At 70.8% G+C, this 8,320-nt stretch carries 8 protein-coding genes; 5 read left to right on the forward strand and 3 right to left on the reverse strand.

From position 1 onward, the window contains the following. Positions 1-624 (reverse strand): CDP-diacylglycerol--glycerol-3-phosphate 3-phosphatidyltransferase (gene pgsA / locus AC1DP0_RS13865; protein ID WP_478085134.1); only part of this gene is annotated, 624 nt, incomplete at its 3' end. Next, positions 621-2,096, reverse strand: a complete 1,476-nt coding sequence (rimO, locus tag AC1DP0_RS13870; protein WP_478085135.1) for a 30S ribosomal protein S12 methylthiotransferase RimO — start codon at positions 2,094-2,096, stop codon at positions 621-623. The genes rimO and pgsA, both read right to left, overlap by 4 nt. Positions 2,097-2,124: 28 nt before the next feature. Here rimO and AC1DP0_RS13875 point away from each other — a divergent pair, with 28 nt between their 5' ends. Continuing rightward, positions 2,125-3,345, forward strand: a complete 1,221-nt coding sequence (locus AC1DP0_RS13875; protein ID WP_478085136.1) for a dipeptidase — start codon at positions 2,125-2,127, stop codon at positions 3,343-3,345. 45 nt (positions 3,346-3,390) lie between these two features. On the opposite strand, the gene AC1DP0_RS13880 is transcribed toward AC1DP0_RS13875, so the two are convergent. Beyond that, on the reverse strand, positions 3,391-4,134 hold the full coding sequence (locus tag AC1DP0_RS13880; RefSeq protein ID WP_478085137.1) for an ion channel: 744 nt from the start codon (positions 4,132-4,134) through the stop codon (positions 3,391-3,393). Positions 4,135-4,235: 101 nt separating this feature from the next. Here AC1DP0_RS13880 and kdpF point away from each other — a divergent pair, with 101 nt between their 5' ends. The 4 genes from kdpF to AC1DP0_RS13900 all read left to right on the forward strand — a co-directional run. After that, positions 4,236-4,322 (forward strand): K(+)-transporting ATPase subunit F, encoded by an 87-nt coding sequence (gene kdpF / locus AC1DP0_RS13885; protein WP_478085141.1) that lies wholly within the window; start codon positions 4,236-4,238, stop codon positions 4,320-4,322. Beyond that, positions 4,322-5,968: a potassium-transporting ATPase subunit KdpA gene (gene kdpA / locus AC1DP0_RS13890; protein WP_478085138.1), complete on the forward strand. Its 1,647-nt coding sequence runs from the start codon at positions 4,322-4,324 to the stop codon at positions 5,966-5,968. Before kdpF ends, kdpA begins: the two co-directional genes overlap by 1 nt. Next, entirely contained in the window at positions 5,965-8,115 is a 2,151-nt protein-coding gene (gene kdpB, locus AC1DP0_RS13895; protein ID WP_478085139.1) for a potassium-transporting ATPase subunit KdpB, read from the forward strand. Before kdpA ends, kdpB begins: the two co-directional genes overlap by 4 nt. 5 nt (positions 8,116-8,120) lie before the next feature. Then, positions 8,121-8,320, forward strand: a 200-nt coding sequence (locus AC1DP0_RS13900) for a potassium-transporting ATPase subunit C (protein ID WP_478085140.1), incomplete at its 3' end; no start/stop codon positions are given.

An 8,320-nucleotide genomic window follows, 5' to 3' on the forward strand; every position in this document is an offset into this window, starting at 1 on the left:
GTCTCGCGCAGCCGGGCGGCCTTGAGTCTCGCGCAGCCGGGCGGCCTTGAAGACGTAGTCGATCCCGCTGAGGACCGTCATGACCAGGGCCGCCCCGAGCACGACGTACGCGACGAGGAGCCACGCGTCGCCGAAGGGCAGGACCCAGAGCGGGAACGTCAGGGCGCCGAGCGACAGGGTCTGGAGCATCGTCTTGAGCTTGCCGCCGCGGCCGGCCGGCATGACGCCGTGGCGGATCACGACGAAGCGCAGGACCGTGATGCCTATCTCGCGCACGAGGATGACGACGGTCACCCACCACCACACGACACCGAGCAGCGAGAGACCGATGAACGCCGTGCCGGTCAGGGCCTTGTCGGCGATCGGGTCGGCGACCTTGCCGAAGTTGGTGATCTCGCCGCGCCGCCGCGCGATCTTGCCGTCGACACCGTCGGTCACGGCGGCGAGCGCGAAGACCACCCAGGCCCAGAAGCGCCACCACGGCGCGTGGCCGCCGTCCTGGAAGAGCAGCACGGCGTRGACGGGCACGAGCAGGAAGCGCAGCACCGTCAGGGCGTTGGGCAGGTTCCAGTCGGTGGGCCGGGGCGCGGGCCCCTCCCCCCGGTGGAAGGTCTGCGGCGTCATCGCGGCTCCGCGACGAGGTCGATCCCCTCGGTGCCGACGACGACGGCCGGCACGAGGTCGCCGACCTGGGGTGCCGGGGCACCCTCCGGAACGCGCACGATGGTGACGCCGTCGACGTCGGGACCCTGGAAGTCGGCCCGGCCGATGACGGAGCCGTCCTCGTCGTCGATCTCCTCGACGAGGACGAGGACGCGCTCACCGATGCGCTCCTCGGCCCGCTGGGCGTTGAGCTCCTCGACGAGGCGGGTGAAGCGGTCGAGCCGCTCGGCGACGACCTCGGGTGCCAGCTTGCCGGCATACCCCTCCGCCTCGGTGCCGTCCTCGTCGGAGTAGCCGAAGACGCCGACGACGTCGAGGCGCGCCTCGGTGAGGAAGGCCTCGAGCTCGGCGAGGTCCGCCTCGGTCTCGCCGGGGAAGCCGACGATGACGTTGCAGCGGATGCCGGCCTCGGGGGCGTCGGCGCGCACGCGCGCCAGGAGGTCGAGGAAGGCCTCGCGCGAGCCGAAGCGCCGCATCGAGCGCAGGAGCGGCTCGGACCCGTGCTGGAAGGAGATGTCGTAGTAGGGCACGACGCCGGGGACGTCGGCCATGGCGCGCAGCAGCCCGGGGCGGATCTCGGCGGGCTGGAGGTAGGAGACGCGGACGCGCTCGATGCCCTCGATGGCCGTCAGCTCGGGGAGCAGCTTCTCGAGCAGGGCCAGGTCGCCGAGGTCCTTGCCGTAGCTCGTCGAGTTCTCCGAGACGAGGAAGAGCTCCTTGACGCCCTGCTGGGCGAGCCAGCGCGCCTCGGCGACGATGTCGGCCGGGCGGCGGGAGAGGAAGGCGCCCCGGAACATCGGGATGGCGCAGAACGAGCAGCGGCGGTCGCAGCCGGAGGCGAGCTTGAGCGGTGCCCACGGGCGCCCGTCGAGGCGGGCTCGGATGACCCGGGGACCCGAGGCGGGGGTGGGCACGTCCGCGTCGGCGAGGTCCTCACGCATGTCGCCGTGACCGGGCAGCGCGACGGAGGCCGCGCCCTGCTGGCGCTCGACCGGCGTCAGCGGCAGGAGCGTGCGGCGGTCGCCCGGGGTGTGGCTCTCGACGTGGCCGCCGGCCAGGATCGTCTGCAGGTGGCCACTCATATCGCGGTAGGAGTCGAAGCCGAGCACGGCGTCGGCCTCGGGCAGCTGGTCGGCGAGCTCCTTGCCGTAGCGCTCGGCGAGGCAGCCGACCGCGACGACCTTCTGCGTACGGCCGCCGTCGCCCTTGAGGTCGGAGGCCTCGAGCAGGGCGTCGATGGAGTCCTTCTTCGCCTGCTCGACGAAGCCGCACGTGTTGACGATGGCGACGTCGGCCTCGGACGCGTCGTCGACGAGACGCCATCCTCCCGCGAGCAGCCGTCCGGCCAGCTCCTCGGAGTCGACCTCGTTGCGCGTGCACCCGAGGGTGACGAGTGCGACGCTCTTGTCGGCGCTCGGGTGGGGAGGGGTCATGCGTCCACTCTAGATGCCGAGGTGTTCAATGGCCGACATGCTCGGAACCGCCCCGCACGACCCCGACGAACTCCTCACGCGGGCACGCGAGCTGCTCGCCGAGCACCCGCTCGTCGACGGGCACAACGACCTGCCGTGGGAGGCGCGCGAGCAGACCCGCTACGACTTCGACGCCCTCGACATCGGTCGCCGGCTCACGACGACGCAGACCGACCTGCCGCGGCTGGCCGAGGGCGGGGTCGGCGCGCAGTTCTGGTCGGTCTTCGTGCCGAGCACGCTGCAGGGCGACTCGGCCGTCACGGCGACGCTGGAGCAGGTCGACGCCGTCCACCGGATGATCGGGACGTATGCCGACCGGCTGGCCCTCGCCGGGACCGCCGACGAGGTGGAGCAGGCCACCGCTACGGGCCGCGTCGCGTCGCTGCTCGGCGCCGAGGGCGGACACTCGATCGGCTGCTCGCTGGGCACCCTGCGGCTGCTCCACGTGCTCGGCGTGCGGTACCTGACGCTGACGCACAACGACAACACGCCGTGGGCCGACTCGGCGACGGACGTGCCCGTCGTCGGCGGGCTCAGCCCGTTCGGTCGCGAGGTCGTGCGCGAGATGAACCGCCTCGGGATGATGGTCGACCTCAGCCACGTCGCGGCCACGACGATGCGGTCCGCGCTCGAGACGACCGAGGCCCCGGTGATCTTCAGCCACTCCAGCGCCCTGGCGCTGTGTGACACCCCGCGCAACGTGCCCGACGACGTCCTCGCCGCCCTGCCCGGAAACGGCGGCGTGTGCATGGTGACCTTCGTGCCCGAGTTCGTCTCGCCGGCGACCGCGGCGTGGCGTGTCGAGGCGGCCGCGGCGGCCGCCGAGGTCGGTGTCGAGGCGCGCGACTGGGAGGCGTTCGGGCGGTTCACCGCGACGTGGCAGCGCCAGCACCCGAAGCCCGACGCGACGATCGAGCAGGTCGTCGCCCACCTCGAGCACGTGCGCGAGGTCGCCGGCATCGACCACATCGGCATCGGCGGCGACTACGACGRGACCGACACCTTCCCCGTCGGGCTCGAGGACGTCAGYGGCTACCCCCGGCTCGTCGCCGCGCTGCTCGAGCGGTCGTGGTCCGAGGCCGAGGTCGCGCAGCTCGTCCGCGGCAACACGCTGCGCGTCATGCGCGACGTCGAGGCCGTGGCCCGCGACCTCCGGGCGACCCGCTCCCCCAGCCTCAAGACGTTCGCCGAGCTCGACGGCACGGCCTGAGCGCGACCCGGGCACACGGCATACGGCCTGGGTGAGCGGCGCGGCCTACTGGCGGAAGCGGGCGATCGTCAGGCCGACGAGGCGCGCGACGACGAGCGCGACGTAGAGCATGCCGGCGATCTGCTGGAGGAGCACGAAGGCGCGCGCGTGCGGCTCGACGGCGATGATGTCGGACAGGCCGGTCGAGGTCATCGTCGTGATCGAGAGGTAGAGCAGCTCGAACCACGTGCGCGTGCCGGGCGCGCCCTCCCCGTAGATGGTGAACGAGTGGGGCCAGAGGATCTGGACAGCGACGTAGAGGTAGGCGAAGCCCCACGCCACGACGGTGAAGGTCGCCCCCGTCGCATAGAGCTCGTCGCGCGTCACCCAGTTGTCGGCGAACATGTACCGCAGCAGGCCGTAGCCCGTGTAGAAGTAGAAGAGCGCGTGCAGCAGGGCGCTCCAGAAGGCGATCGTGGTGTTGTCGGTCCACACGGCCTCGGCGACCGTGAGGAGGACGACCGGTCCCCCGAGGAGGACCGCCACCCACGTCAGGGCCGGCGTCGCCCGGACGGCGCGCACCGCGAGGAAGAGCACGAGCAGGCCGATGAGGCCGAAGATCGCGCGCCCGGTCTCGCGGACGTCACCCGCACGCGTCTCGATGAAGGGGTAGGCGACGAGCGCCGCCAGCTGGGCGAAGAGCAGGAGCGCGCACGGAAGCTCGTTGACCTTGCGACGCAGGCGGTCGAGCCGCGACGGCGGCCCGGCGCGACGGGGCGATGACGGCCAGAGCTCCAGCGACGCACTCACCACTCGGACTCTAGTGGCGAGCCGTCAAGAACGCGTCAAGAGGCGTCAGCGGCGGGTCAATCGCTGCGGACCCGGGTCACGCCGGGCAGTAGGAACGAGACATGGTCACCAACATCCTCCTGGGCCTCGTGGCGTTCGCTCTGCTCGTCTACCTCGTCCACGTCCTCCTCCACGCGGATCGCTTCTGATGAGCGACACCGTCAGCGGGCTGTTCACGATCGCCGTCCTCGTGGCGGCCCTCGCGATCGTCCACGTGCCGCTCGGCAACTGGATGGCGAGGGTCTTCACCGATGAGAAGCACTGGCGGGGTGAGCGCCTCGTCTACCGTCTCGTGCGGGTGGATCCCACGTCCGAACAGCGCTGGACCACCTACGCCGTCGCCGTCGTCGCGTTCTCCGTCGTCGGGATCGTGCTGCTCTTCCTCGTCCTCGTGCTCCAGGGCGTGCTGCCTCTCGCTCGCAGCGCCGCGATGAACGTGGACACGGCGGTCAACACGGCCGTCTCGTTCGTGACGAACACCAACTGGCAGTCGTATGCCGGTGAGGCCGGGACGTCGCCGTTCGTGCAGACCGTGGGCCTGACCGTCCAGAACTTCGTCTCACCGGCCGTCGGCCTGGCCGTGGCCGTCGCCCTCGTGCGGGGCCTCGTGCGCTCGAGCGGCGCGGCCCTCGGCAACTTCTGGGTCGACCTCGTGCGCGGTCTGTTCCGGGTCATCGTGCCGATCGCCCTGGTCGGCGCGGTCGTGCTGCTGCTCGGTGGCGTCATCCAGAACCTCACCGAGCCGACGACCGTCACGACGCTGTCGGGCGGGCACCAGGTGATCCAGGGCGGGCTCGTCGCCTCGCAGGAGGCGATCAAGGAGCTCGGCACGAACGGGGGTGGGTACTTCAACGCGAACTCGTCGCACCCCTTCGAGAACCCGAACGCCTTCACCAACCTCATCGAGGTCTTCCTGCTGCTCGTCATCCCGTTCTCGCTGCCGCGCACCTACGGCGTCATGGTCGGCGACCGCCGTCAGGGCTGGACCGTCCTCGGCTTCATGGCGGCGCTGTGGGTCCTCATGCTCACCGTGGTCACGTGGTCGGAGGTGCACACGGCGTCCGGCCCGCTGGGCGGGATGGAGGGCAAGGAGCTCCGCTTCGGCGTGTGGCCGTCGGCGCTCTTCGCGACGAGCACGACAGCGACGTCGACCGGCGCGGTCAGCTCGATGCACGAGAGCTTCTCGGCGCTCGGGGGCGGTGGCGCGCTGTTCAACATGATGCTCGGCGAGCTGTCGCCCGGTGGCGTCGGCACCGGCCTCTACAGCGCGCTCCTCGTCGCGATCCTCACGGTGTTCGTCGCCGGTCTCATGGTCGGGCGCACGCCCGAGCTCGTCGGCAAGCAGATCGGGCGCCGCGAGATCACCCTGACCGCCCTCGCCGTCCTCGTCATGCCGACGCTCGTCCTCGCCTTCACCGGGATCGGGATGGTGGCGCCTCTCGTGTCGTCGCAGATGCTCGCCACGGGTCCGCACGGCCTCACCGAGGTCATGTACGCCTACACGTCCGCGGCCAACAACAACGGCAGCGCCTTCGCCGGGTTCTCCGCCGACACTCCCTACACGAACCTCACCCTGGCGCTGTGCATGTTCCTGGGCCGGTTCGCCCCCATCGTCCTCGTGCTAGCACTCGCCGGCTCCCTTGTGGCACAGCGTCGCCGACCAGTCACCGCCGGCACTCTCCCCACCCACACCCCCACCTTCATCGGCCTGTTCGTCGGGGTGGCCGTCATCGTCGGCGGTCTCACCTTCTTCCCGGCGCTGGCCCTCGGTCCCCTCGCGGAGGCACTCTCATGACCCCCTCGTCGACGACGACGTCGTCACGCACCGCGCCCGGCAGCGAACCGACGGCCCGGCACGGACGCGCGGGCGGCGAGGCCCTCATCCGGCCCGGTCGCACGAGCACGACGTACGCGCAGCTCGCGCGGCAGCTCGTCACGACCTTCCCCCAAGCCGTCGCCAAGCTCGACCCGCGCCACGTGTGGCGCAGCCCGGTCATGTTCGTCGTGTGGGTCGGCTCGGTGGTCACGACCGTGCAGGCAGTCGTCGACCCCTCGTGGTTCGCCTGGGCTGTGGCCGTCTGGCTCTGGGCCACCGTCCTCTTCGCCAACATGGCCGAGGCCGTCGCCGAGAGGCGTGGCAAGGCCCAGGCAGCCACGCTGCGCGCCACCCGGAAGACCACCACGGCCGAGCGTCGACTCCCCGACGGCTCCCACGAGACCGTCCCGGCCTCGGACCTCGCGATCGGTGACCTCGTCGTGGTCCTCCCGAACGAGGTCATCCCCGGCGACGGTGACGTCGTCGAGGGCATGGCCACCGTCGACGAGTCGGCCATCACCGGCGAGTCCGCCCCGGTGATCCGCGAGTCCGGCGGTGACCGGAGCGCCGTCACCGGGGGGACGACCGTGCTGTCCGACGGGATCACCGTGCGCATCACGACCAAGCCCGGCGAGACCTTCATCGACCGGATGATCGCGCTCGTCGAAGGCGCCTCGCGTCAGAAGACCCCCAGCGAGATCGCGCTGACGATCCTGCTCACCGTCCTGACGATCATCTTCCTGCTCGCCGTCATGGCGATGCAGCCGATGGCGGTCTACTCGGGACAGGCGCAGTCCCCGGTCGTGCTCGTCGCCCTGCTCGTCTGCCTGATCCCGACGACCATCGGCGCGCTGCKGTCGGCGATCGGCATCGCCGGCATGGACCGCCTCGTGCAGCACAACGTGCTCGCCATGTCCGGACGCGCCGTCGAGGCCGCCGGCGACGTGTCGACGCTGCTGCTCGACAAGACCGGCACCATCACGTTCGGCAATCGTCGGGCGACCGAGCTGCTGGCCGCCCCGGGCCTCGGCAACGACGGGGTCACCCGGGCGGCATACGTCTCATCGCTCGCGGACGAGACCCCAGAGGGACGCTCCATCGTCGAGCTGGCGGCGTCGGCGCTCGACGCGCCCTCGCGTGAGGCGCTCGACCGGCTGCCCCGGGACGGAGCGACCTTCGTGGAGTTCAGTGCCATGACCCGGATGTCGGGGGCCGACCTGCCCGACGGCACGGCCTACCGCAAGGGTGCAGCCGACTCGGTCGCGCGCTGGGTGACGGGCCTCGGCGGCGAGATGCCGAGCGGTGTGCTCACCGAGGTCGACGGCATCGCGTCCTCCGGTGGCACCCCGCTGGCCGTCGCGGTGCGGGAGACGGGCCGACCGCCTCGGGTGCTCGGCGTCATCCACCTCAAGGACGTCGTCAAGCCCGGCATGAAGGAGCGCTTCGCGCAGCTGCGCGCCATGGGCATCAAGACCGTGATGGTCACGGGCGACAACCCGCTGACCGCCAGGTCGATCGCGGGGGAGGCCGGGGTCGACGACTTCCTCGCGGAGGCGACGCCGGAGGACAAGATGGCGCTCATCAGGCGGGAGCAGCACGGTGGCCGGCTCATCGCCATGACCGGCGACGGCACCAACGACGCGCCGGCGCTGGCGCAGAGCGACGTGGGCGTCGCGATGAACACCGGGACGTCGGCGGCCAAGGAGGCGGCCAACATGGTCGACCTCGACTCCGACCCGACGAAGCTCATCGACATCGTCTCCATCGGCAAGCAGCTGCTCATCACCCGCGGAGCCCTGACGACCTTCTCCATCGCCAACGACATCGCGAAGTACTTCGCGATCATCCCGGCGATGTTCGTCGTCCTCTTCCCCGGCCTCGACGCGCTGAACATCATGGGACTCGCCTCGCCGAAGTCGGCGATCGTGTCGGCCGTCATCTTCAACGCGCTCATCATCATCGCGCTGATTCCGTTGTCCTTGAAGGGCGTTCGCTATCGCGCAGTCGGCAGCACGGCGCTCCTTCGGCGCAACATCCTCGTCTACGGCCTGGGCGGCATCATGGCCCCGTTCATCGGGATCAAGCTGATCGACCTCGTCGTGAGCCACCTTCCCGGAATGATGTGATCCCCGTGACCCTGCACGCCTTCCTCAAGCAGTCCTGGGCCGGCCTGCGCGCCATGCTCGTCTTCACCGTCCTGTTCGGCCTGCTCTACCCCGCCGTCGTCTGGGGCGTCGGGCGGGTTGTCGCCCGTGACCAGTCCGCCGGATCGCTCGTCACTGTCAACGGCGCGGTCGCCGGGTCATCACTCATCGGGCAGCAGTGGACGGG

It is taken from the genome of Terrabacter sp. P5_B1 (assembly GCF_056400505.1).